The organism is Mycobacterium sp. 29Ha (assembly GCF_032883055.1).
Classification (GTDB): Bacteria; Actinomycetota; Actinomycetes; order Mycobacteriales; family Mycobacteriaceae; genus Mycobacterium; species Mycobacterium gallinarum.
Genome location: NZ_JAMQTI010000001.1, coordinates 82,181 through 106,784, shown reverse-complemented (window position 1 = coordinate 106,784; position 24,604 = coordinate 82,181). Strand labels below are relative to the sequence as shown.

General features: G+C 65.8%; 22 protein-coding genes. 12 read left to right on the top strand and 10 right to left on the bottom strand.

From position 1 onward, the window contains the following. The first annotated feature begins 51 nt into the window (after positions 1-51). The 4 genes from M1248_RS00545 (at position 52) to M1248_RS00530 (ending at position 3,795) form a co-directional block, all read left to right on the top strand. Positions 52-795, top strand: a complete 744-nt coding sequence (locus tag M1248_RS00545) for an acyl-CoA dehydrogenase family protein (protein ID WP_317147453.1) — start codon at positions 52-54, stop codon at positions 793-795. Positions 796-923: 128 nt separating this feature from the next. Continuing rightward, positions 924-1,559, top strand: coding sequence for a TetR/AcrR family transcriptional regulator (locus M1248_RS00540; RefSeq protein WP_163729958.1), 636 nt, complete (start codon positions 924-926; stop codon positions 1,557-1,559). Positions 1,560-1,592: 33 nt separating this feature from the next. Further along, entirely contained in the window at positions 1,593-2,624 is a 1,032-nt protein-coding gene (locus M1248_RS00535) for a zinc-binding alcohol dehydrogenase family protein (protein WP_163729959.1), read from the top strand. After that, positions 2,617-3,795 (top strand): sulfotransferase, encoded by a 1,179-nt coding sequence (locus M1248_RS00530; protein ID WP_317147233.1) that lies wholly within the window; start codon positions 2,617-2,619, stop codon positions 3,793-3,795. The genes M1248_RS00535 and M1248_RS00530 overlap by 8 nt, the downstream gene beginning before the upstream one ends. 13 nt (positions 3,796-3,808) lie before the next feature. Here M1248_RS00530 and M1248_RS00525 read toward each other — a convergent pair whose 3' ends face one another. Together M1248_RS00525 and M1248_RS00520 are read right to left on the bottom strand one after the other, a co-directional pair. Beyond that, on the bottom strand, positions 3,809-4,591 hold the full coding sequence (locus tag M1248_RS00525) for an enoyl-CoA hydratase (protein ID WP_317147232.1): 783 nt from the start codon (positions 4,589-4,591) through the stop codon (positions 3,809-3,811). A 7-nt stretch (positions 4,592-4,598) separates the two neighbouring features. Beyond that, positions 4,599-5,774 carry an acyl-CoA dehydrogenase family protein gene (locus M1248_RS00520; protein WP_317147231.1) on the bottom strand — a complete coding sequence of 392 codons (1,176 nt, stop codon included), beginning with the start codon at positions 5,772-5,774 and terminating at the stop codon, positions 4,599-4,601. A 122-nt stretch (positions 5,775-5,896) separates the two neighbouring features. Between M1248_RS00520 and M1248_RS00515 the strand changes: the two genes are divergently transcribed. The 6 genes from M1248_RS00515 (at position 5,897) to M1248_RS00490 (ending at position 12,328) form a co-directional block, all read left to right on the top strand. Further along, positions 5,897-6,619, top strand: coding sequence for a TetR/AcrR family transcriptional regulator (locus M1248_RS00515; protein WP_163729963.1), 723 nt, complete (start codon positions 5,897-5,899; stop codon positions 6,617-6,619). Positions 6,620-6,678: 59 nt separating this feature from the next. Continuing rightward, entirely contained in the window at positions 6,679-7,497 is an 819-nt protein-coding gene (locus M1248_RS00510) for an acyl-CoA thioesterase (RefSeq protein WP_174262069.1), read from the top strand. Between the two features lie 218 nt (positions 7,498-7,715). Then, positions 7,716-8,840, top strand: coding sequence for a cytochrome P450 (locus M1248_RS00505; protein WP_232076562.1), 1,125 nt, complete (start codon positions 7,716-7,718; stop codon positions 8,838-8,840). Positions 8,841-8,873: 33 nt separating this feature from the next. Continuing rightward, positions 8,874-9,713, top strand: coding sequence for a mycofactocin-coupled SDR family oxidoreductase (locus tag M1248_RS00500; protein WP_163729965.1), 840 nt, complete (start codon positions 8,874-8,876; stop codon positions 9,711-9,713). Between the two features lie 13 nt (positions 9,714-9,726). Further along, positions 9,727-10,809, top strand: a complete 1,083-nt coding sequence (locus M1248_RS00495) for a phosphotransferase (protein ID WP_317147230.1) — start codon at positions 9,727-9,729, stop codon at positions 10,807-10,809. Positions 10,810-10,894: 85 nt separating this feature from the next. Continuing rightward, positions 10,895-12,328 carry a WS/DGAT/MGAT family O-acyltransferase gene (locus tag M1248_RS00490; RefSeq protein ID WP_163729966.1) on the top strand — a complete coding sequence of 478 codons (1,434 nt, stop codon included), beginning with the start codon at positions 10,895-10,897 and terminating at the stop codon, positions 12,326-12,328. Here M1248_RS00490 and fadD12 read toward each other — a convergent pair. Further along, on the bottom strand, positions 12,325-13,899 hold the full coding sequence (gene fadD12 / locus M1248_RS00485; protein WP_317147452.1) for an acyl-CoA ligase FadD12: 1,575 nt from the start codon (positions 13,897-13,899) through the stop codon (positions 12,325-12,327). The genes M1248_RS00490 and fadD12 overlap by 4 nt on opposite strands. A 63-nt stretch (positions 13,900-13,962) precedes the next feature. Continuing rightward, positions 13,963-14,763 (bottom strand): lysophospholipid acyltransferase family protein, encoded by an 801-nt coding sequence (locus M1248_RS00480; RefSeq protein ID WP_163729967.1) that lies wholly within the window; start codon positions 14,761-14,763, stop codon positions 13,963-13,965. Between the two features lie 98 nt (positions 14,764-14,861). Here M1248_RS00480 and M1248_RS00475 point away from each other — a divergent pair, with 98 nt between their 5' ends. Beyond that, positions 14,862-15,938 carry an NAD-dependent epimerase/dehydratase family protein gene (locus M1248_RS00475; RefSeq protein WP_163729968.1) on the top strand — a complete coding sequence of 359 codons (1,077 nt, stop codon included), beginning with the start codon at positions 14,862-14,864 and terminating at the stop codon, positions 15,936-15,938. Between the two features lie 17 nt (positions 15,939-15,955). Then, positions 15,956-16,789 carry an SDR family NAD(P)-dependent oxidoreductase gene (locus M1248_RS00470; protein ID WP_163729969.1) on the top strand — a complete coding sequence of 278 codons (834 nt, stop codon included), beginning with the start codon at positions 15,956-15,958 and terminating at the stop codon, positions 16,787-16,789. 15 nt (positions 16,790-16,804) lie between these two features. Here M1248_RS00470 and M1248_RS00465 read toward each other — a convergent pair whose 3' ends face one another. The 6 genes from M1248_RS00465 to M1248_RS00440 all read right to left on the bottom strand — a co-directional run bounded on the left by M1248_RS00465 (position 16,805) and on the right by M1248_RS00440 (position 24,600). Beyond that, entirely contained in the window at positions 16,805-17,611 is an 807-nt protein-coding gene (locus tag M1248_RS00465) for an SDR family NAD(P)-dependent oxidoreductase (RefSeq protein ID WP_163729970.1), read from the bottom strand. Between the two features lie 9 nt (positions 17,612-17,620). Further along, complete coding sequence (locus M1248_RS00460; protein WP_317147229.1) at positions 17,621-20,026, bottom strand: CoA transferase; 2,406 nt, start codon at positions 20,024-20,026, stop codon at positions 17,621-17,623. A gap of 5 nt (positions 20,027-20,031) precedes the next feature. Beyond that, a complete protein-coding gene (locus M1248_RS00455; protein WP_163729972.1) occupies positions 20,032-21,000 on the bottom strand; it encodes an enoyl-CoA hydratase/isomerase family protein in 969 nt (322 codons plus the stop codon). A 10-nt stretch (positions 21,001-21,010) separates the two neighbouring features. After that, entirely contained in the window at positions 21,011-22,147 is a 1,137-nt protein-coding gene (locus M1248_RS00450) for a M24 family metallopeptidase (protein WP_317147228.1), read from the bottom strand. A 3-nt stretch (positions 22,148-22,150) separates the two neighbouring features. Further along, a complete protein-coding gene (locus M1248_RS00445; RefSeq protein ID WP_410506607.1) occupies positions 22,151-23,326 on the bottom strand; it encodes a M24 family metallopeptidase in 1,176 nt (391 codons plus the stop codon). Between the two features lie 71 nt (positions 23,327-23,397). Further along, positions 23,398-24,600 (bottom strand): amidohydrolase family protein, encoded by a 1,203-nt coding sequence (locus M1248_RS00440; protein ID WP_317147226.1) that lies wholly within the window; start codon positions 24,598-24,600, stop codon positions 23,398-23,400. Positions 24,601-24,604 lie beyond the last annotated feature (4 nt).

The following is a 24,604-nucleotide window of genomic DNA, read 5'->3' as shown; positions in this document are numbered from 1 at the left end:
GAATGGGACGCCCAATCACTGGAACTCCTCGAAGACGGCCTGCGCAAGACGATGCTGTCGACCTCCGGCACCGAACTGGATGCGGCACTGGCTGAGCTCGGCTGGTCCGAGATGCTGTCCGACATGTCAGAGGTGGCCATCCCGCTCGTGTTCCGCCTGTTGGGTGAAACAGGCTCGCACGCTTCAGTTCTCAACGATGTCGTATTGCTTGCCTCGAGCCCCGACGAGGGCTCGAACCCGGCGCTCCCCTACGCGGGCGGCGGCTGGGTGGTGTGGGACTACGCCTGCGCCGACGAGAGTACGGCCCTGGGCGGGTTGCCACTGCGCCGGGTCGAAGAGGGCGGGCATCCTCGACTGCCCGACGCGCGACGCGCGGTCGGATGGTGGCTGGCGGGTTGCGCCAGGGCGATGCTGACCCTCGCCCGCCAGCATGCGCTGGACCGTGTCCAATTCGGTCGGCCGATCGCGTCGTTCCAGGCGATCCGGCACCGCCTCGCCGAAACACTCGTGGCGATCGAAGGAGCCGAGGCGGCGCTGACGCTACCCGGCGACGACAACCCCGACCTGACCGCGCTGCTGGCCAAGGCGGCCGCGGGCAAGGCAGCGCTCACCGCGGCCAAACACTGCCAGCAGGTGCTGGCCGGCATCGGCTTCACCGCCGAACACGAGCTGCACCACCACATCGAACGTACGTTAGTTCTCGACGGGTTGCTCGGCAGCTCAAGAGAACTCACGCGCAGGGCCGGAGCGGGACTGCGCGCCCGCGGCTCGGTCCCCCGTCTCGCCCACCTCTAACGACCCCCCCTTGTCTCGTCCGGGCTCACACGGCGTCGCGAGCGACCGCGTCTGTACGTAGACACGCCGCGTTGCGCGTACATTTTGCGGTCGCTCGCACCCACGCCGAAGGACCCTAGACTTCACGGGTGCCACCCGACGCGTCGAAGACCAGGGCGGGACTGCTGGACGCCGCAGCCCGCGCCTTCGCTCACGACGGGGTCTTCAACGCCTCCCTCATCGACATCACCCGCCAGGCCGGGCAGCGCAACCGGGCGGCACTGCGCTACCACTTCGGTTCGCGCGACGGTGTGCTGTGCGCGGTCATCGAGCGACACGCGGAGTTCCTCGCCCGCCGCGAAGGTGAACTGCTCGAGGCGGCCAGGCGCCAGGCGGGGCTCGAATCCGTCATCGAAGCGCTCGTGCGGCCAGCTGCCGAACTCGCGGACAGCGGCTGGCGCGGACGATGCTGCCTGCTGATCATCGCCGAGCTGACCGGTGAGGACCGGGCGCAGTACAGCGCCGAGTTGCAGGCCGTGCTGGCCAGCACCGGCGGCGACGACGTGTTCGCGCTGCTGACCGAGCGCACCGGACATCTCACCGATGAGCTTCGCACCGAACGGTTCTCACTGATGGTGATGTTCATCCTCCGGGCCATCGCGGACCGCGCTCGGTTGCTCGAGCGACGTGCACGCCACGGCCGCCCACAGCTCGAGCATGAACCGTTCGTCGCGAACCTGGTGGCGATGGCCGCCGCCGCGGTGGCCGCGCCCGCAGCTCGTTGACATAAGCAACCCTGCTTATTACCGTAACTCGCTGTGAAGGCAGTGCGCGTCGTCAGGCACGGCGATCCCACAGAAGCACTTGAAGTCGCCGACGTTCCGATCCCCGAGCCCGGTCCTGGGGAGGTCCGCATCGCGGTGTCGGCGGCCTCGGTGAATTTCGGCGACATCGCCCGTTGCCGCGGCACCGTGGCCAGCGTCATGGGCCAGATCCCGTTCACCCTCGGCATGGACGTCTGCGGCGTGGTCGACGCGGCGGGCGAGGGTGCGGCCGAATGGGTGGGCCGACGGGTCGTGGCCATGACCAACCAGTCGCTGGGTGGTATGGCCGAGTTCGCGGTGGCGCCGGTGACCGGAACATTCGATGCACCAGCGGATCTCGACGATGTCTCCGCAGCGGCCTTCACGTTGCCCTTCCACGTCGGCTACCTGGCGCTGCACCGGCGCGCGAAGCTGACTGCGGGCGAGACGCTGCTCGTCGTCGGCGGCGCGAGCGCTGTCGGCACAGCGGTCATCCAGCTCGGCGTCGCCGCGGGAGCCAGCGTCATCGCGGTCGCGGGCGGTCCCGACAAGGGACGGCTGTGCGAGGAGCTCGGCGCATCCTTCATCGACCACACCTCCGCCGACCTGTTCGACGAGGTGAACGCGCGCACCGACCTACGCGGCGTCGACGTCGCGGTCGACCTGGTCGGCGGCGAGCACACCGAGACCGTGTGGACCTGCATGGCCCGCGAGGGCCGTTACCTGCCAGTCGGTTTCAACGACGACCCGCAATCGGGACTCACCGGCCGTCCGCTGCGTAAGGTGTCGATGGGCAATTTCTCGGTCCTCGGCGTCATCCTCGGCTACGGCGAGCTGCCCGTCGACTTCCGCCGGTTCGGTCTCAACATGTTCGGAGCCGAGGTTGGCCGCGAGGTGCATGCGGCGCTGCTCGAACTCGTCTCCGCCGGGTCGGTTCGACCCGTGGTGGGTCGGACGATCACCATGGATCAGGTCGCTGCGGCACTCGACGACCACGAGCAGCGTCGCACCATGGGGCGCACGGTCGTGACGGTCGCGGGTGACTAGCACGCAGGCGCCGGGGCTCAACCCGGATGCCGTCATGTCGGCTGCGGTAGAAACCGCCGGCTCCGAGGACTTCGGACCCGACGACTTCGTCGAGGGTCTGACCGTGCTCTGCGCATCGATCGACGAGCAGGCCCAGCTCAACGACATCGGCCGGTTCGCGTTGGAGCAGAACATCATCGGCGGCCTCGTCAACCGACTGCGAATCCACGATTGGCACAACCACCACCCCGCGATCCGCGACGAACCGGTGGACGCCCCGCTGGTGGTTATCGGCCTGTTCCGGGCGGGCACGACGTTCCTGAGCCAACTGTTCGATCAGGATCCCGCGAACCGCGCGCTGTTGCGATGGGAGGCCGCCGACAGCGTGCCGCCGCCCTCGCCGGAGAACTACCGCTCCGGTCCCCGGGTCGATGCCGCCAACGAGGCCATCGAGATGCTCGAGTCGCTGAATCCGCAGATGAAGATCGTCCATCACGAGGACGCCGAGGGTCCGACCGAGTGCATCACGCTTCTTGGCCAGGATTTCAAGAGCCTGACCTGGGAGGCGATGGCCAACGTCGGAGACTACAGTCGGTGGTTGCTCGGCGCGGATTACACATCGGCATACGCCTATCACCGGCGGGTGCTACAGGTGCTGCAGAGCGGCGGCCGCCGCGGCCGGTGGACCTTGAAGAGCCCCAACCACGCGATCGCGCTACCGGCGCTGGCCGCGGAGTACCCGGATGCGAAACTTGTTCTTCTGCATCGTGATCCGACGGTGCTGTGCGCATCGGCATGCAGCCTGATATCGACGCTCACCGGTACGTTCAGCGACGCCGACCACACCGCGTACATCGCCGCGCACTGGACCGATCTGCTGGCCGAGTCGATCGATCGCAGCGAAGCGTTCCGACGCGCACATTCCGAGCGCGAAATCGTCGACGTCCAATACGCCGACCTCGTCGGCGATCCGATCGGCACCGTCGAGAAGATCTACGCCGCCTGTGGACGCGAACTCGACGAGCGGGACCGCGCCGCCCTCACCGCCTGCGTCGCGGCGAATCCCAAGGGCCGCTTCGGCACCCACGGATATCGGCTCGAGGACTACGGGTTGCAGGCCGGCGAGATCAGGGACCGGTTCGCCGACTACATCGAGCGATACGACGTCCCCTCGGAAACCAGCCGCGCCTGAGACCGGGGAGACGCTATTGGATGTTGGCCTTCATCTCGTCGAGATTGACGAGCACGGGCCAGCCCCCGACGCTCAGCGCGTTGCCGTGGCCGGTCTGGTGGATGTCGAAGACCGACTGGATGGCCGCGTAGAAGCCCTGCACGTCCAACGTCTGGTTGACCGCGCGTTTGGCCTGCCGCAGAGCGAAAGTCGGCATCTTCGCGATCTGCTCGGCCAGCGACCTGGTCTCGGCATCGAGCTGATCGCGAGGCACCACCTTGTTGACCATTCCGGTGGCGGCCACTTCGTCGGCGGTCATCGCCCGTCCGGTGAACAGGATCTCCTTCGCCTTGCGAGGCCCCAGTTCCCAGGTATGGCCGTGGTATTCGACTCCCCCGATACCCATCAGCACGACCGGATCGGAGAACAGCGCGTCGTCGGCGGCCAGGATGAGGTCACAAGGCCAGCAGAGCAGCAGTCCGCCGGAAATGCAGCGTCCCTGGACCGCGGCGATCGACGGCTTGGGCGTATTACGCCACTTCAGCGTGTACTCGAGATAGCGACGTTGCTCATGCTGAACCAGAAACTCAAGCGTGATCTTGTCTGGGACGTGCCCACCCCCGCGGATATCATGACCCGCCGAGAAGTGTTTTCCATTGGCGCGCAGAATGATCACCGCCACCTCGGGATCCTCCGCCGCGCGGGTCCACGCCGCGTCGAGTTCGTCGAGGAACTCCGTGTTCTGCGCATTGGCGGCCTCGGGCCGATTCAGCGTGATGGTGGCGATTTTTTCTGCGACTTCGTAATCGATGTACACGTGATTCCTAATTGCGAGGTAAGCCCAACACTCGTTGGGCGATGATGTTGCGTTGAATCTCAGAGGTCCCACCGGCGATCGTGCCGCCGTAGGTGCGGGCATAGCGCTCGAACCACGCCGAGCGGTACAGATCGAGATGCTGTGCGCTGTAAGGACCCGAGAAACCGGGTGAGGCCAGCGCATCGGGACCCGTCGCCGACAGCGCGTACTCCGCCGCCAACTGCGACGCCTCCGAGCCGAGGAGCTTGAGCACCGACATGGCCGACGGATCCTCGTCGCCGCGTGCGGCCTTGGCCAGTGCGACCGACCCGAGCAGGCGTAGCGCTTGGTTGTCCATGACCAGCGTGGCGAAGCGGTCGCGGTCCAACGTCGACGATGGCCGCCAGTCCTCGACCATCTCCTCCAGCCGATCTGCGTAACTGAGCCACAACATGTTCCGCTCGTGGCCGAGGGATCCGTTGGCGACGCGCCACCCCTCGTTCAAGGGGCCGACGAGGTTCTTCGCGGGTACCCGTACCTCGTTGAAGAACACCTCGTTGAAATCGAGGTCCTCCACATCGCACATCGAGGCGAAAGGGCGCCGCACCACCCCGGGCAGATCGGTCGGGATCATTAGGACGCTGATGCCCTTGTGTTTGGGCGCGTTCGGATCGGTGCGAACAAAAGTCAGCAGCACGTCCGCGTCGTGCGCGCCTGACGTCCACACCTTCTGGCCGGTGACGACGAACTCGTCACCGTCGAGGACCGCGCGGGTACGCAGCGACGCGAGATCGGAGCCCGCGCCGGGTTCACTCATCCCCAGTGACGCGGTCATCTCGGCCCGCAGGATCGGCACCGCCCAGCGCCGTTGCTGCTCGTGGTTGCCGAATGAGATCAGCGACGCGGAGATGATGCCAACGCCCTGCGGGTTGAAGGTGAGGTAGGTCCGGCGCCGTGCCAATTCCTCTTGGTGGACGTACTGCTGCAGGATCGTGGCGTTGCGGCCGCCGAACTCGGGCGGATAGCCGGGACACAGCCAGCCGTTGTCGAACAAGAGCCGTTGCCAGCGTCTGGCCCACTCGGGAACGTGGCTGCTGGAACCCGACCGTTCCAGCGCCTCGGCGTCGTGCGGCAGGTGCGCATCGAGAAACGCGACGAACTCCGCACGGAACGCCTCGACGTCAGCGTCGAAGGTCAGCTGCACAGTGCTCCCGGCGGATCAAAATTTTGGTAAGACTACTGTTGCCAGTAAAAGGAGAATACTATTCTCCACGTGAGAAAGTTACAATCTCTGACACGTTGGCCGCGAGGGGGTCGAGGACCGCAATGGCAAGACGTTCTCCGGTACAGTCAGTCCATGTTCTCCCCACTCGGACAGCATCCGAGCCGCCGGTGACCATCCCCAGCGAAGAACCCGCCTGGAAGCAGCGCGCGGTCGAGCGATCGATCAAAACCGCGAAGCTCCGGGCCGCTCAGCGCGTTCAGCGCTTCCTCGACGCCGCCCAGGCGATCATCATCGAAAAGGGCAGCACCGACTTCACCGTACAAGAGGTGGTCGACCGTTCACGCCAGTCGCTACGAAGCTTCTACCTGCAGTTCGACGGTAAGCACGAGCTGCTGCTGGCGTTGTTCGAAGACGCCCTGTCCCGGTCCGCCGACCAGATCCGCGCCGCCACCAGCGGCCCGGACGAGCCGATCGAGCGGCTACGGGTGGCGATCCAGCTGCTGTTCGAGTCCTCGCGTCCGGACCCGACGGCCAAGCGGCCCCTGTTCACCGACTTCGCCCCTCGGTTGCTCGTCTCACATCCGTCCGAGGTCAAAATCGCCCACGCGCCGCTGCTGGCGCTGCTGACCGAGCTCATGGAAGAAGCCAGCGCCGCAGGTCAGCTGCGTGCCGGTATCAACCCCAAGCGGATGGCCGCGATAACCATGCAGACCGTGATGTTCAACGCACAGTCCAGCGGCGAAGAGTCCGAAGACGCGGCATCGCGCCCGATCACTGCCGACGAACTCTGGGACTTCTGCGCGCACGGATTCACCGCCAGCTAGGGCTTGATCGGCCTGAGAATTACGTTCTCAGCGCCGAGAATCTGACTTACACTGGGCGGGTGCCCGATCTCTGGACCGATCTGCTCGGCTGCCTGGACATCACCAAGACCTCGACCGGCGACGGGGTGACCGCAGAGTACGAGGGCCGGAATCAACACTTGGAGTACCACCGGGTGTTCGGTGGCCAATTGCTCGGCCAGTTCCTCCGGATCGCAGCGCTCACCTGTCCGGAGAAAGCCGTCAAATCCCAGCACGCGATCTTCACCCGCGAGGGCAGAGCCGATGAACCGGTCCGCTACGAGGCTGTCCGGGCGCACGAGGGGCGGTCGTTCGGGACGGTCACCATCACGGCCACCCAGAGCCGTGGTGTCATCGCCACGGCGTCGGTCAGCATGCACGCCGTCGAGGGCGGCCCCGAACATCAGGAAGTCGAGAGCGTAGGGCCGGTGCTCGGTCCGGAGTACATGCTGCCGCTCGACCTGATCCCTTGGGAGACAAGGGCGTCCATCGATCTCAACGCGACGACCATCGGTGCCCCGCAGTTCGAGTTCTGGATGCGGACCCCAGCCGTCGCCCAGGAGATGGCGCCGGCACTGGCGGCCTACGCCACGGACCTGACGCTCATCGGCACCGCCCTGCGCCCGATCGAGGGAGCGGATCAGCGGGGCAACGGTACGACGTTCACTTCGGCCGTCACGTCGCACACGGTGTGGTTCCATCGGCCGTTTCGCACCGACGGCTGGCTGCTGCTGCGCCAACACAGCCCGGTTCTCGCCCATGGCCGCAGCTTCGGTCGCGGCGATGTGCTCACCGAGGACGGCGTGCTGGTCGCGTCCTACGGCCAAGAGGCTCTTCTGCGCTTCGCGGAACAACGATGAGAAGCCGATTCTGTTAAGCGGAGAGTATAAATTGCCCGAAACGAGTCGCCGGTTGACACCATTGTGGAGCCGATGCCAGAGTTGTGAGACAAACGACAGCCATTTGTCTTATACCTTTCTGGTCCTGCGAGAGGCGACCCGTGACGATCAGTGCTGAGAATTCCGACGTGAAAACGGCGGACGAGCTGTACTACGACCCGTACAGCGTCGAGCTGAACATGAACCCGTACCCGGTGTTCGCCCGCATCCGCGAGGAAGCGCCGCTGTACTACAACGACAAGCATGACTTCTACGCGTTGAGCCGCTACGAAGATGTCAACAAGGCGTTGATCGACCACGAGACATTCATCTCCGGCCGCGGCGCACTGCTCGAAATCATCAAGTCCGGCATGGAGATCCCGCCCGGCACACTGATTTTCGAGGACCCCCCACTACACAACATCCAGCGCAATCTGCTGTCTCGGATGTTCACGCCACGCAAGGTGCTCGCCCTGGAACCGCAGATCCGCGAGTTCACCGCACGGTGCCTGGACCCGCTCGTCGGCAGCGGCAAGTTCGATTTCGTCAACGACCTGGGTGAGCAGATGCCGATGCGGGTGATCGGAATGCTGCTGGGTATTCCGGAAGAGCATCAGCGTCGGGTGGCCGACCACGGCGAAGCGACGTTGGAGAGCAAGGAAGTCGACTTGATGGCCACCGGCGAGGTATTCGCCGAGTTCATCGACTACCGCACCGAGCATCCGTCCAACGACATCATGACCGACCTGCTCAACGTCGAATTCACCGACGAGACCGGCACGGTGCGACGGCTGCGCCGAGAAGAACTGCTCATGTACCTGACCGTCGTCGCCACGGCCGGCGCCGAAACCACCACCCGCCTGATCGGTTGGGCCGGCAAGACGTTGGCCGAAAACCCCGATCAGCGCCGCGAACTCGTGGAGAACCCAGACCTGATCCCGCAGGCGATCGAAGAGATCCTGCGCTGGGAACCGCCGGCACTGCAGATGGCCCGGTACGTCGCGCGCGACGCCGAGTACCACGGCCAGACGATTCCGGAAGGAAGCGCGATACTCCTGTTGATCGGAGCGGCCAACCGCGACCACCGCCGGTTCCCACCGAATGGCGATGTTTTCGACATCCACCGAGAGCAGCACTCGCACATGACATTCGGTGCGGGCACGCACTTCTGCATGGGCAACGCGCTGGCCCGTCTGGAAGGCCGCATCGCGCTCGAGGAGATCCTCAAGCGGTTCCCGACCTGGGAGGTCGACTGGCCGAATGCCGAGCCGTCCCAGACGACGGCGGTCCGCGGCTGGAAATCCATGCCCACCTTCGTTCCCTGAAATATCCAACCACCACCAAAAGGATTGATAGACATGGCAGGACGTGTAGAAGGCAAGGTTGCGTTCATCACCGGCGCGGCGCGTGGGCAGGGCCGCGCGCACGCGGTGCGGTTGGCCTCCGAGGGCGCCGACATCATCGCCGTCGACATCTGTAAGAAGATCGACACAGTCGACCTGATCGAGGCGTCCACGCCGGAGGATCTGGCCGAAACTGCGGATCTGGTGAAGGGCCACAACCGTCGCATCTACACCGCAGAGGTCGATGTCCGCGACTACGACGCGTTGAAGGCCGCGGTCGACGCGGGCGTCGAGCAGCTCGGCCGGTTGGACATCATCGTCGCGAACGCGGGCATCGGCAACGGTGGCCAGACACTGGACAAGACCAGCGAAACCGACTGGACCGCAATGATCGACGTCAACCTCGGCGGCGTGTGGAAGACCGTGAAAGCCGGTGTGCCGCACATCCTCGAGGGCGGCCGCGGCGGCTCGATCATCCTGACCAGCTCAGTCGGCGGTCTCAAGGCCTACCCGCACACCGGCCATTACGTCGCCGCCAAGCACGGTGTGGTGGGCCTCATGCGCACCTTCGCCGTCGAGCTCGGCGCACAGAACATCCGGGTCAATTCCGTGCACCCGACCAACGTGAACACCCCCCTGTTCATGAACGAGCCGACGATGCGGTTGTTCCGCCCCGACCTGGAAAACCCCGGCCCGGAAGATATGAAGGTCGTCGGACAGATGATGCACACGTTGCCGATCGGCTGGGTCGAGCCCGAGGACATTGCCAACGCCGTGCTGTTCCTGGCGTCCGACGAGGCGCGCTACGTCACCGGCGTGACGCTGCCGGTCGACGGCGGCAGCTGCCTGAAATAGGTTCTGGCGCAACGTGACTGTCGCGGAGCTGTCGCTGCCGCGCGGCTGGGAGGACATCAGCCCCGACTGGATGACGGCGGCACTCACGCGCCACCATCCCGGCGCGGTCGTCGACGGTGTGACGGTGGTGCTGCGCGACGACGGCACCAACAAGCGGGCGCGGTTGGCGTTGACGTATTCGGCTGGTTCGGGCCCCGCGACGGTATTCGCCAAGGCCGTCGATCCCGAGCACGTCGAACTCGTTGCGCTGACCAGCGGGCTGTATCACGAACCGCGACTATTCACCTCGGGCGTCGAGCTCGGACTCGACCACCCGACCGTCTACGCGGCGCTGATCGACGAGGACCGCTCCGACTTCCTGATGATCATGGAGGACGTCGTCGCCAGGGGCGCCGATCCGCGTGACTCGACCCGGCCGATGTCCATCGATCAGGTGGCCAACGGTGTTCGTGGGCTTGCGCGGATGCACAGCCGGTTCTGGGGTCAACGGCTCGACACCCACCCGACCCTCAGTTGGCTCGAACCGTTCGTCGCATTCGAAGGCATGCGGTACGCGCCGCTGCACATCGCGCGCGAGCGGCTGGGCGATACGGTACCCCCGGAGATTCCGGCGCTCAGCGGCGACGAGTTGTTCGTCGACATCTGGGCCCGCTACATCGGCACGCTGGCGGGATCTTCTGAGTCGCCGCCCACGCTGCTGCACGGCGATCCGCACATCGGCAACACCTACCTGCTGCCCGACGACGAGGTCGGCTTCCTGGACTGGCAGATGGCCCGTCGCGGCAACTGGTCGCTCGATCTCGGCTACTTCCTGCAGGGCGCGCTCACCATCGAGGACCGCAGACGCGGTGAGCGCGATCTGGTGGCGGAATACCGCGGGGCGCTCGAGCTGCCCGCCGACGAGTTGCCCAGCGCCGACGAGGTGTGGCTGCGCTACCGAGCCTCCGTCGCGCACGGGCTGGCCATCTGGATGGCGACGCTGTCCGGCGGGGACGCCTGGCAGGGCGCCGACATCTGCCTCGCGTTGGCCCAGCGCTACGGCGCCGCGTTCGTCGACCTCGACACGCGCTCGGCGCTGGAAGCGATCACCGCCTAAGCAGCTCCGCGCCAACCCGTTCGCCGAAAGCACCCGATCATGGGGTACCGAGTGGTTGCATAGAACCCGTCCGAAGGGGTGGGATGTGAAGCGACTCAATGGCATGGACGCGATGCTGTTGTACAGCGAGACGCCGAATCTGCACACCCACACGCTCAAGGTGGCAATCATCCATGCCGCCGATTATCCGGGCGAGTTCACCTTCGACGTGTTCCGTAGGACCGTGGCCCGTCGGCTGCACCTGCTCGATCCGCTGCGCTACCGGCTGATCGACATCCCTTGGAAACTGCACCATCCCATGTGGATCGAGGACTGCCCCGTCGACCTCGACTACCACCTGCGCCGTGTCCAGGTGCCCGCTCCCGGCGGCCGTCGCGAACTCGACGAGGTGATCGGCCGGATCGCCAGCACGCCGCTGGACCGCACTCGTCCGTTGTGGGAGTTTCATTTCGCCGAGGGCATGGCCGACGACCGTTTCGCGCTCATCGGCAAGGTGCACCACACCCTGGCTGACGGCGTGGCCTCGGCGAATCTGCTCGCCCGGCTCATGGACCTGACCGGCTCGACGGCTGACGAGAACGACGACTACGTGGTCTGCGAAGAGCCGACACCGACCGAACTGCTGGCGGCGGCGGGTCGCGATCACGTCGCGCACGCCGCGGCGCTGCCCGGGCTGGCGCGGGACGCAGCCAAGGGATTCACCCGGCTGTGGCGGCGCAAGAAGGAGCGCAGCGATCATCCCGACCTGGCGAAGATGTTTCACACGCCACCGACGTTCCTCAATCATGTGATCTCTCCGGTGCGAACCTTCGCCACGGCGTCACTGTCGTTGGCCGAGGTCAAGGAGACCGCCAAGACACTGGGCGTCACGTTCAACGACATCGTTCTGGCCACGGCCGCGGGCGGGCTGCGCGAACTGCTGTTGCGATATGACGGGCGCGCGGACCGTCCGCTGATCGCGTCCGTGCCGGTCAGCACGGACCTGTCACCGGATCGCGTCACCGGCAACGAGATCGGCGGGCTCTCGGTGTCGTTGCCCATCCACATCGACGATCCGCTCGAACGGGTCCGGCTGACCTCGTTGTCCACCGCCCGCGCCAAGGAGGACTACGAACTCCTCGGACCGAAGCTGCAGGGACAGCTGATGGAGTACCTACCGCCGCCCGTGACCCCGGCACTGCTTCGATGGCAATCGAAGCGCGCCGCGCACAACCGGCTGATGAACGTCGCGGTGTCCAGCGTTCCCGGTCCGCGCGAGCGTGGCCACATCGGCGGCGCGCCGGTCAGTGAGATCTACTCCATCGGGGTGCTCTCGGCGGGCAGCGCGTTCAACATGACCGTGTGGAGCTACGTCGACCAGGTGGACATCTCGATCTTGTCCGACGACGAGACGTTCGACGACATCCACGAGGCGACCGACGCGATGGTCCATGGGCTGAACGAGATCCGCGCGGCCGCTGGGTTGCCGCCGCTGAGCACCGTCGACACGGCGATGGCGCCTGCCCCCGCGCTGGGCTAGGAGTTGCGTAGTTCGTTGCGCAGGATCTTGCCGGTACTGCCGCGGGGCAGTTCGTCGAGCACCGTGATCTCGCGCGGCACTTTGTAATTGGCGAGGTTCTCGCGCACGTGCTGTTTGAGGGTGTCCGGTGTAGCCGACGCACCCGGCTCGAGCACGACGAACGCGACCAATCGCTGGCCGTACTGCTCGTCGTCGACTCCGAGCACGGTGGCCTCGGCCACCTCCTGGTGCGCGGCCAACGTCTTCTCGACCTCGATGGGGTAGACGTTCTCGCCGCCCGAGACGATCATCTCGTCGTCTCGGCCGACCACGAACAGCCGGCCGTTCTCGTCGAGGTAGCCCACATCCCCCGATGCCATGAAACCCTCGTGGAAGTCCTTGGTGGTGCCCGAGGTGTACCCGTCGAAGAGTGTGCCGCTGCGAACGAAGATCTGCCCCGTCTCACCGGTGGGCACCTCGTTCGACGACTCGTCGAGGATCCGGATCTCGGTGCCGTCGGCGGGCTTTCCCGCGGTGTCGGGTGCGACGCGCAGATCCTCAGGCGTCGCGGTGGCGATCATGCCCGCCTCGGTGGCGTTGTAGTTGTTGTAGATCACGTCGCCGAATTGGTCCATGAACTTGGTGACGACGTCGGGACGCATGCGTGACCCCGATGCGGTGGCGAAGCGTAATGACCTACCGCTGTACCGGTTGCGCACGTCGTCGGGCAGATCCATGATGCGGTCGAACATGACGGGCACCACTGCCAGGCCTGTCGCGCTGTAGCGATCGATCAGGTCCAGCGTCGCTTCTGGGTCGAACTTGCGCCGCGTGATGATCGGACAGGCCAGCAAGGCTGCGAACAACAGCTGCGAGAACCCCCATGCGTGGAACATCGGCGCGACGATGACGATCGGTTCCTCCGCGCGCCAGGGGGTCCGGTCCAGCACCGCTTTCAGATCGCCGGCACCACCGCTGCCGGCAGAACGCTTGGCGCCCTTGGGTGTTCCCGTCGTGCCCGACGTGAGCAGAATGATATCGCTCTTACGCTCGCTGGGCCGGGGCCGCTGACCGGCATGACGGTCGATCAGCTTGTCCACGGTCAGCTCGACGTCGGTGCGGTCGGTCCAACCCAGGATGCGTGTGGTTTCCGGCCTGCCCTCGAGCGCCCGGCTCACGATCTCCGTGAACTCTTCGTCGTAGATGACGACATCGGCGCCCTCACGCTCGACGACCTCGGCGAGTGCGGGACCGGCGAACGACGTGTTGAGGAGCAGGACGTTGGAGCCGATGCGGTCGGCTCCCACCAGCGACTCGATGAAACCCCGGTGGTTACGGCACATCACGGCAATGGTTTTCGGAGCCGCGCCAGCGGCGACATCAGGACCGAGTGCCGCTCCTCCTAATTGCTGCAGCGCCGCGGCGAGGGCATCGCAACGATCGTCGATCTGCTTCCAGGTGAGGGTGCCGCGTTCGTCGATCAGGCCGGGCCGGTCGGGACACCGCTGCGCGGCCGTCGCGAAGCCCGACGTGGCGGTCATGCCGACCCGGCGTACCGCCGCGCCCATCCGCAGATACCGGTCGGGGCGCATCGGGGCTATCAGCCGCGCGCGCCAGAGCGTTTGAAGGAGTCCCAGAGTGTCTGCCACGATCCGTCAGCCAAGCACAGGAAAGCGGCGTTCGCTGGCGAGTTCGTCGAGCGCCTTCTGCATCACGGCCCGGACATGAAGATCGACCATCTCGACGTCGGGGTTCTCACCGAACTCAGCGGCGACGTCGATGGGCTCCAGGATCCGGGTGACGATCTTGGACGGCAACGGCAGGTTGGGCGGGAAGAACACCGACAGCCCGAACGGGAACCCGACGCTGATCGGCAGAATCTCCGCCCGTAGACGATGGAGACCCAGCCGCCGGGCGATCGAGTCGCCGCGGGCGAGGAACAGTTGGGTCTCCTGCGCACCGATCGACACCATCGGCACGATCGGCACCCCGGATTCGATCGCCGTCCTGACGTAACCCTTGCGGCCGTTGAAGTCGACGACGTTCTCGGTGAACGTCGGACGATACGAGTCGTAATCGCCGCCGGGGAACACCAGCACCAGCGCGCCGTCCCGAAGCGCCTGGGCGGCGTTCTCCCGATTCGCCTCGATGACTCCAGCACGATGCAGCAGGTCCCCGATGGGACCGAAGAAAATCATGTCGTGCCCGAGTGTGTAGACCGGACGGTCGAAACCGAACTTCTTGTAGAACTCCGGCGCGAAGACGAGCACGTCGGGCGTGAACATGCCACCGGAATGGTTGGACACCACCAGGGCCCCGCCTGCGGCCGGCACATGGTCCAGATCGCGCACCTCCGCGCGGAAGTAGCGCTTGATCAAGGGGCCGACCCGGCCCGCAATCTGACGCGTGAGATCGGGATCCCACTTGGCTACTTTTTTGTCCGCCCCGTCGCTCATGATGTGTTTGTTCCCAACTTTGTGCCCCGTTACCCGAGATACCTCGAGTAGTAGTACTCTCCGAAAAAGAGAATAACATATCCGCAGGTAGGAGACATATGTCGGACAGCGTACTCGTCACCGGCGGCTTCGGCCTCGTCGGCTCCGCGACCGTGCGGCGGCTGGCGGCGCTGGGGCGGCGGGTGGTGGTGGCCGACCTGGAGACACCCGCCAACGTCAAAGCCGCGCACAAGCTCCCGCCAGGCGTCGAAACGCGGTGGACCGATCTCACCGACACCGAACAGGTTCAGCGACTGGTCTCCGAAACCACCCCGTCCGCGATCATCCACCTCGCCGCGATCATCGCCCCCGCGATCTACCGCATCCCGAAAGTGGCGCGGCGGGTCAACGTCGACGCGACGGCGACGCTGGTACGCATCGCCGAGGCGCAACCGAATCCACCCAGGTTCGTCCACGCGTCCAGCAATGCGGTGTTCGGCCCCCGCAACCCGCATCTCACTCCCCTGCCGCTGACGACAGACGACCCGATGCGACCCGTCGACATCTACAGCGGGACCAAGGCAGAGGCCGAGGAGATCGTCCGGTCGTCGAGCCTGGAATGGGTGGTGCTGCGATTCGGCGGCGTGCTCAGCGCCGATCTCACGGCGCTGCCGCTCAGCGCCGACGCCATGTTGTTCGCGAGCGCACTACCGAGCGACAACAGGGTGCAGACCGTCGACGTCCGCGATGTCGCATGGGCATGTGCGGCGGCGACCACCGCGGACGCCGCACGCGAAATCCTCTTGATCGCCGGTGACGAGTCACACCGCCGCTGCTATGGCGACCTCGCGCCGGCCCTTGTCGAGGCGTTGGGTATGGCGGGGGCGATTCCCCAGGGAAGGCCGGGCAACCCTGCCAGCGAGACCGACTGGTTCGTGACCGACTGGATGGACACCATGCGTGCGCAGGAAGCGCTGAAGTTCCAGCACTACTCGTGGTCGGAGATGATGGCCGAGCTCACGGACACGTTCGGGTGGAAGCGACACCCGGCGCGCCTGATCGTGCCGGTCGTCCGGGCGGTGATGAAGCGCAGGAGCGCTTACTGGAAAGCTCCGGGTATCTACGCCGATCCGTGGGGCGTCATTCGCGCCGAATTGGGCGATCCGTCGTGGGATCCGCCGAACGGATCGCGCTGACCGCATAGGGTCGCGCCGTGGACAGTTTTCAAGGGCGCGCTGCAGTCATCACCGGAGGGGCGAGCGGAATCGGCTTCGCCACCGCACACGAATTCGCGCGTCGCGGCGCCCGTCTCATGCTGGCCGACATCAATGAAGCCGGCCTGCAGGAGGCGGTGTCGACGCTGCGCGACGACGGGTTCGACGCGCACGGCGTGGTCTGCGACACCCGCAAGCTCGACGACGTCGTCCACCTCGCCGACGAGGCATTCCGGGTCTTCGGCACCGTGCATGTCGTCTTCAACAATGCGGGCATCGCGTATGCGGGGTCGATCGCAGAGACCAGCCACGACGACTGGCGCTTCGTGATCGACGTCGACCTGTGGGGACCCATCCACGGTGTCGAGGCGTTTCTTCCGCGGATGATCGCGCAGGCCGAAGACAGCCACATACTTTTCACGTCGTCGTTCGCCGGCCTCATCCCGAACGTGGGTCTCGGACCGTACTGCGTCGCGAAGTACGGCGTCGTGGCTCTGGCGGAGACGCTGTCGCGGGAGGTACGCGCCAACGGGATCGGGGTCTCGGTGCTCTGCCCGATGATCGTGGACACCGGCTTGATGGCCAACAGCCAGGCGGTCAGGAGCTCGGATTACGGCCCCGCGTCGTCGGACGAACCCCCGCAGGAGCTGCCGTCGGCGGCGACGGACCCCGAGGTTCGGGCTGAGGACGTCGCGCGGCTGACAGCCGAAGCGATTCTCGCCAACCGTCTCTACGTCATCCCACACCAGGCGTCACGTGCCTCGATCCAGCGCAGGTTCGAGCGTATCGACCGCGCATTCGACGATCAGATCGCCGAGGGCTGGACGCACTGAGGCGTCGAGTGGCGATCAATCCGGACCCAGTTGGTAATCGCCAGTCTGCGGGTTGTGATACCAGCCGCTCGCGGCGTGCGTGCCACCATCGACGTGAATGGTCTGGCCGGTGATATAGCTCGACAGCTCGGATGCGAGAAATACTGCGGCCCCGGCCATCTCATCGACATGGCCGGGCCGGTTCATCGGAATGCCGGGAGCGTCGCTGTCCTGCATGCTGCCGCCGGACAGCGCGATGATGCCTTCGGTCAGTGTCAGATCGGGGGCCAAGGCGTTGACGCGGATGTTGTGGGTCGCCAGCTCGAGGGCCGCGGTCTTCGTGTAGTTGATGACGCCGGCCTTCGCCGCCGCGTACGCCGCATAGCCCGGTGCCGCACGGGCGCCCTCGATCGACGTGACGTTGATGATGCTGCCAGGCAGGCCGGCCGCCACCAGACGCCGCGCCACCCGTTGCGTGCACAGCAGCACATGGCGAAGGTTGCTCTTGTACAGCGCGTCCCAGCCGTTCTCCGTGGTGTCCAGCAGCGGCGACTTGAACACTCCGCCGGCGTTGTTCACCAGAATCGAGACGTCGCCGAGGTTGTCCACGGTGCGCTGCAGTGCCGCATCGACCTGCCCGCTGTCTCTCACGTCGACGACGATGCCCAGTGCGCCAAGACTTTCCGCGGTCGATGCGCAGGTTTCGGCGTCGCGCTCCCAGACGGCGACCTTCGCCCCGAACCTCGTCAACCCGTCGGCGATGCCGCGCCCTATCCCCGCTCCCCCGCCGGTCACCACCGCGACCCGGCCGGTGAGCAGGATGTCCGACGGTTCGATGGTCACCGGTCGAGGCTAGCCCGTCTTGGCCTTGCTGGGCCCCATCGCCGGGGCATGTCCGATCACGCCCTGCGCTTCAAGCTCGGCGATCTCGTCGTTGGTGAGTCCCAGCTCGGACAGCAGTTCGTGATTGTGCTGGCCGAGTAGCGGAGCCGGCGCGGTGTGGACGCGCTCCGGGCCGCGCGAGAACGTGAACGGCAGGGTGCTGTGCGGCGTTCGGGCGTTGACCGGATGCCCGACGTCCTCGAAGAAGCCGCGAGCCGCCAGTTGCGCAATCTCGGTCTGGCGGTGCGGTTGCATGACCTTGGCCACCGGCACACCGCGTTCCCACAGAGCGTCGACGATGTCGTCGCCGGTACGGTCTATGCACCACTTAGCGATGTGCTCGTCGATGTCGTCGTGGCGGGCGCGCCTGCCCGTCGCGGTGCTCAATTCGGCGTCCGTCGCCCAGTCGCGGCGCTCGACGGCCTCGCAGAGACCCGCCCATTGCTCGTCGGTCTCAACCGCGACAGCAACCCAGCAGTCGGCACGCCCGAACTCGTCGATCTCGTTGGTGCGGTACAAGTTCTGCGGTGCGGCGGTCGGTCCGCGGTTGCCGTCGCGGTTCAGCAGTGCGCCGTAGGCGGAGAACTCGATGGGTTGTTCGGCGGCCACGCTCAGTGCGGCGTCGACCATCGCGGCCTCGACGAGCATTCCGTGCCCGGTGCGGCGCCGGTGCTCGAGCGCCACGAGCAGGGCGTTGAGAGCATGAATGCCGGCGTTCGGGTCGCCGACCGAATAAGGCTCGTACGGGTTGCGGTCGGGATAACCGGTCAGCCAGCTGATTCCCGATGCGGCTTCGATCACGTAGGCGAAGGCCGGGTTGTCGCGCCACGGGCCGTCCAAACCGAAGCCGGGCATCCGCAGCATGACGACGTCCGGCCGAATAGCCTGCACGGCAGCGAAATCGAGACCGATCTGATCGATCACGCGGGGCGTGAAGTTCTCGACGATCACATCGCAGGTGGCGATGAGGCGGTTGAGTACCTCGCGACCGGCCGCGCTCTGCAGATCAAGAGTCAACCCCTTCTTGTTCGTGTTGAGCCCGGAGAAGATCGGCGACTTCTCCCACCATTGGTCCTCGGTGACGGGAATACCAGCGATCAGCCGGGTGCCGTCGGGACGCCGGGTCGATTCCACGTGAATGACTTCGGCGCCGAGCATCGCGAGGATGTGTGTGCACGACGGGCCCGCCCAAAACGTCGTCATATCGAGTACACGCAGCCCACTGAACGGTAGGCCGACCGAGATGGCGTCGCCTTCGCGACGCGGATGACTGTCGCGCGAACGGTAGTGCTGGGTGTGTTCACCCAGCCGCGGCGCAGGTTCCGGCTCGCGAAGCACCATCGGCGACATCCGATAGGGATGGCCGGGTTGGGAGAAGCCATCACGGGGGTTGACCACGAAGGAGCCACGCTCGACGAAGTGATCGAGACCGGTGACGTTGGCCCCGTTGGCAACCGGGGCGTTCGGTATCCGGAACGCGGTGGCCAGGTCCCTGATCTCGTCGACGGTCTGACTCTCGACCCACGCGTACAGCTCATCGGACTTCTCGTTGGCCTGCTCGGTGATCGACAGCGGCGAATCCTCGTCGATCCAGTCCTGATGCCCCGTCATCGCGCACAGGTCGAACCACTGCTGCGCGGTGCCGCAGCCGATGTCGATGAGACCGTCTCTGGCGCGGGCAATCCCGGGCACCGTCAACCGCCTGGCATCGCGCCATGGCCTGCCCAGCATCTCGTAGTAGGCCACCGGGTAATAGGTCAGGCCGAGGATCTGGGTCTCCAGCATCGACAGGTCGACCAGTTCTGCGCCGCCCCGCAATCGCGACGCCAGCGTCGCGGCGCTCGCATAGGCACCCGCCAGGTACTCACCGACCTGCCCGCCGACGTACACGGGTGCGCGATCGGCCGAGCCGCGACCGAGGCCGACGATACCGCCAGACCACGCCTGCAGCGTGAACTCCGTTGCGGGACGGTCAGACCAGGGCCCGTCGAGACCGAACGGCGTGATCGAGGTGACCGTCAGGTGGGGGTGTGCGGACAGGATCGCGGCAGGTGTGAGCACGACATGTTCGGCGACGGTCGACCCGCGCGACCACACGACCGCGTCGGCGCCGTCGAGTAACGCGTTGACGTCATCGATGTCGTCGTCCGGGTCCGCGACCACGCTGTGCTTCGAACACGCGAGGAAACTGAACAACGCCCCGTCGTCACCCGGTGCGATCTCGGCACCCGAGGCCGACCATCGGCGCAGTGGATCACCCTCGGGCGGCTCGACTTTGATGACCGTGGCGCCGGCCTCGGCGAGCAGTTTGGTGCAGTAGGCACCCGCGATGCCGACGGACAGGTCGATGACGGTATAGCCGTTCAGCGGCCCCACAGGTGCTACGTGTCCTTCTTGCGGTTCGATTTGCTCAACCGGAAGTCCGGCGGGAACTTGCTGTCGTTGTCGTTGACCGCGGCGGCCAGCCCGCTGTCGATCGATTCCATCATGTCGAGGTCGTCCGAATCGTCGTTGGCGACACCGCTACCCATGGACTCGAAGAACGCGGACAGCAGGCTGCCCATGTACTCGCCCTGGTGCTGCTTGTAGACCTCGAAGAAGATCTTCTGTTGGAACACCGTGTCGACGGGCCGGTTTCGCGCGCACGCGCGCGCATACTTGTCGACCTCAGCCTCGAGCTGATCCCGCGACACCACCTTGTTGAGGAAGTTGCAGTCGTACATCTCGGCGGCGGTGAACGGGCGTCCGGTGAAGACCATCTCCTGGAACTTGCGCAGGCCCATCATTTGGATCCACGTCCACATGCGCGGTCCCCAGCCGTAGTAACGGAACGAGGGGTGCCCGAACAGGGCGTCATCGGAAGAGATCACGAGATCCGCATCGGCGCACTGGTAGAAATGCCATCCGTAGCAGTAGCCCTTGGCCTCGACGATGCTGATCTTCTTCAGCTCCTGCAGTGGCCGATTGCCCGCCTGCACATTCGCGTACCACGCGCTGATTGTCGCCCCGCTGCGGAACGTTCCCGACGGTGGATAGTTGACCTCGCCGACGCCGTCGTCCTCCAGCCGCAACTCGGCCAGCCGCAGGTCGGTGTTGTCGTACCCCTCCATGAACTCCGGAAGGTCGGCACCGCTCCCGAGGTTGTCACCGACGCCGCGGATCACGACGACCTTGACGTCATTGTCGACTGTCGCCGCGCGCAGCAGATCGGCGTACCGCAGCCGCGCCATCGACGTGGGCGCGTTGAGGTACTCGGGACGATTGAAGGTGATCGTCGCGATCTTGGTCTTCGGGTCCTTGTCGTAGAGGATGAGCTCTTCGGGGGATGGTCGACTGCCGTTCTCAGACATGGGTTCTCCTTCAGCTGATTCCGGCCGCGGCCTGCGCCGGCGACGGGCTGGCCGTGAGCACTTCGGCTCCGGTGTCGGTGATGAGCACGGCATCGCGGCGGAACACCGCACCGACGCCCCGTTCCCACACGTAGGCGGTGACGGCGAGCACGGTGCCCGGCTCGAGCCGCTCGTGCGCCGAGGTCTGCGGCAGGTCGGGCGAGATCACCGGTGGGTCGAAGCCGAGGCCGAGACCGTGTGCCACGGGTATCGGCGGCAGTGCCTCACCTGCGGCGTCGTAGGCCGCAAGCAGATCGCCGGCCGAAGCGCCGGGTCGGCACGCGTCGATCAGCCTCTCCCACAGCTCATTCGACCGACCGAAGAGGGCATCGGCGCCGGGAACGTCACCGACGGGCCATGTCCTGCCGACCTCACCGACGTAACCGTCGGCAAGCGCGCCGGCAGCGAAGGCCACCAGGTCCCCCTCGGCGATCCTGCGGTCGCGCCGACCGACGCGCCACGAGTGGTCGGGCGACGTGATCCATGCACCGTCCTGGGTCGCCGAGGTGCTGTATCCACCCGCGGTCATCGCCTCCATGAGGACGCCGTTGAGTGCCTGCTCGGTGGTGCCCGCCGCGAGCTCCGACACCGCCGCCGCGAGCCCGCGCTCGGCGACGCCGAGTGCGCTTCTCAAGACCCGGATCTCGTCGGGCGTCTTGGTCCGCCGGGCCGCCTTCATCGCCACCTCGGCATCGACGAGTTCCGCGTTGGGGAATGCGATCGGTAGCAGCTTCGCGAACGACGGTGACAAGGCGTCGGTTCCGACGCGACGCGCGGTCGCCGCGCCGTCGATGCCCTTGAGCACCTCGATGATGGTCATGGGGTTCCAGGCCAGTCCGTAGAGATGGTCGTGGCCGATCTCCTCGGGGATGCCCTCATCCCAGGTGCTGTTGAGGTGGATCTCGCCGGTGGCACGCACCAGTAGGCAGATCGGCGCGAACGGACGGGTGCCCGCGACCCAGAGTTGGGGCGCCCCGGTCACATAACGGACGTTGGCCTGGCGACCCAGTACCAGGACGTCGAGATCGTGGGCGTCCATTGCAGCGATGGCGCGCTCGCGCCGCCCGGTGCGCAGGGTGAGGTCGTCGGGGATGATCTCTTCAGCCATGTGTCAACTCAGTCCGTAGGGCGCGTAGGGGTAATCGGTGATGGACTGGTATCCGTCCTCGGTGATGACCACGATCTCCTCAGCGCGGTAGCCGCCGGTGCCGTCCTCCCAGACGACGGGCTCGAGTACGAGCAGCATGCCAGCCGGGAACACGAAGTTATCGTCGAACTGCTCGCCGAGATCGGTTCCGATCATCGGCATTTCGGCAGCGTTGGTGCCAATGCCGTGGCCGAGGTAGAAGTGCGGCAGCCACGGCTTGGTGCCGCCGTTGGCCGCAATTGCCGCGCGTGCCAGGTCGCCTGCCGTGGCGCCTGCCTTCGTCACGGCGAGCACGGCGTCGAGAATCGACCGCCACTTGGCGAAATTCGCGTTCTGTTCGGGCGTGGGGTCCTGCCCCACCACCCAGGTACGGCCCCAATCGGAGCAGTACCCCTCGAAGGTGATGCTGATGTCGGTCCACAGCACGTCGCCCTTGGCCAACCGCTTCTCGGTGGGCAGCAGCGGCAGCGCCAGGTCGCCGGTGGTCGTCCAGACCGCACCGCTGCTACGGGTAGTCGGCATCACCTGCCAGATGCCCTCGATCATGTTCGTCGTGGCGCCAAGCTCGAAGGCGCGCCGTACGAATCGCGCCGAGAGATCCATCTGGGTCACGCCCGGGGCGACCAGCGGCTGGACATCGAGGAGGGCCTCCTCGGTGATGCGGCAGGCTCTTCTGACAGCGGCGATCTGGTCCACGGTCTTGACCAGCTTGGCCGGACCCACAACGAGTGCGGCATCGGTCGGCGGCCCAGCGGGGAACAGCCGTTCAGCGGCTCGTCGCATCGCGCCGGTGAGCTCGTCGACCGCGATGGAGGCACCGGTCGGGACCAGGCTCGCGAGCACCTTCGCGAAATGGTCGACGCCCTCGTCGAATTCGAGGTACAGCGGACCGTGGACGTGGTCCGCGGGAATCTCGGTGTCGAACGCGCTGCCCTCGGCGAACGGCATGTAAAGGTGCGGATGCTCATCGTCGGCGAGCACGATCGCGACCGGTCGCTCGACGTGGGACAGCCCCGCATCGAGCAGAGGCCAGCTCGCGCCGGTGGCGTACACGACGTTGCCGTTGCCGAGCAACACGAGCGCGTCGACGCCCTTTTCCCGCATGGAATCGCGAAGTCGGGCGCCGCATTCTCGGTACATCCGGGCGCGATCCGGCAGATCCGGAATGTCGAGCAGCGCCAGACCCGCTGACGACGGAGACGACACGGCCGTCACGAGATACCCAGGAATTTCTTGATGTTGGTGGACACGATCTTCACCGCATCCTCAGGGCCCACGGCCTCGACGACCGTGGCCAACGACTTCTCGCTGTAGCCGAAGGTGCTCTCGTTGTGTGGGTAGTCCGACGACCACATCACGTTGTCGACTCCGATGCGGTCGATCAGCTGGAGGCCGAGCGGGTCGACCATGAACGACGCACACATGTGGTTGTCCCAGTAGTGGCGGACGTCGTGTTGCAATTCGTGGTTGAACATGTGCCGGTAGGAAGCCAGCATGTGCTCGGCGTCCTGCAGTGCGGTTGGCACCCAGGCGATCCCACCCTCGAACCAGCCGATCTTCAGTGACGGATGCCGGTCAAGGATTCCGGAGAACACGTACTTCGCGAATTGTTCGCGGAAGGAGTCGACGTTGACCATCATGCCAACCACGACACTGTTGTTCTGGCACGGCGTCTTGGGTGGCGTCTCCCCGATGTGATGGCTGACCGGGACGCCGGAAGCCTCGATCTCGTCCCACACCGCATCCATGTCGGTGCTGCCGTAGTCGTAGATGTTGCCCTCATCGTCCTTGCCGGGATTCAGCGGCAGCAGGAATGTCTTGAGCCCGAGGGCTTTCAATTCCTCGAGGGTGCTCCTGGTGCCCTTGGGATCCCACCAGTTGATCAGACCGACGCCGTAGAAGTGGCCATTGGATCGCTCCTGCAGGTCGGAGATGTGTTCGTTGTAAATCCGAAACACGCGCTCGCGCAGGGACTTGTCGGGGTAGTGGAATAACGCCAGCACCGCGTTCGGGAAGGCCAGCTCCGTGTCGATGCCGTCCTCTTTGAGCTCGCGGATGCGCGCTTCGATGTTGTTGGAGGCGGCGCCGGCGAGGTCGTCGTACTGCATGAGCACGCGTCCGAAGTCGCCACCTGTCCAGGCCTTGCCTTTCATGCCGACCATGTACGCGCCGTCCTCGTACCAGATGCGCGGCGCCGCACCCTTGAGCTCCTCGGGAAATCGCTCGTAGAAAATGTCGTCGGCGACCGAGATGTGGTTGTCCGCCGAAAAGATCTCGGTGCCCTTGGGAAGCCCGGTTGAGCCGTCCGCTGAGGCGTGTCCCTGCCGGTTCTTGGGAGCACCGAAGCCTTCGGGGGGATAGAGGGTGGTCGTCCGGGGGTGGGTGGGCGATCCTGTAGCTGTCGGGGTAGACATCGTT